The organism is Achromobacter sp. GbtcB20 (assembly GCF_019091095.1).
Taxonomy (GTDB): Bacteria; Pseudomonadota; Gammaproteobacteria; order Burkholderiales; family Burkholderiaceae_B; genus Achromobacter; species Achromobacter mucicolens.
In genome coordinates this window covers 1-239 of record NZ_JAGXJZ010000865.1, presented here as the reverse complement: position 1 = coordinate 239, position 239 = coordinate 1, and the positions used below count along the sequence as shown (strand labels likewise).

General features: G+C 64.9%; 1 protein-coding gene. It reads right to left on the bottom strand.

The features are described from left to right. On the bottom strand, window positions 1–183 hold a 183-nt coding region (locus KVT32_RS31445), incomplete at its 3' end, for a hypothetical protein (protein WP_217619570.1). Window positions 184–239 lie beyond the last annotated feature (56 nt).

Here is a 239-nt window from a genome sequence, read left to right as displayed (position 1 = left end):
GGCGCCTTCCAGGCCCACCAGTGTAGCGCTGACGGTGATCGACGCCACGTCGGCCGTGCCGCCTGCGGTCACATGGAATGCCGGCGCGCTCTGCGACAGGAGGATGTCCGCATACTTCGGATTGACGATCCGCGTGGCCGCCGCCTGCAGGATGGCGTCACGATCGTTCAGCACTGCGCTCATACGAGAAACCCTACCTTGACGCGCCCGGTGATCCAATCGGGCGCGAGCGAAATAAC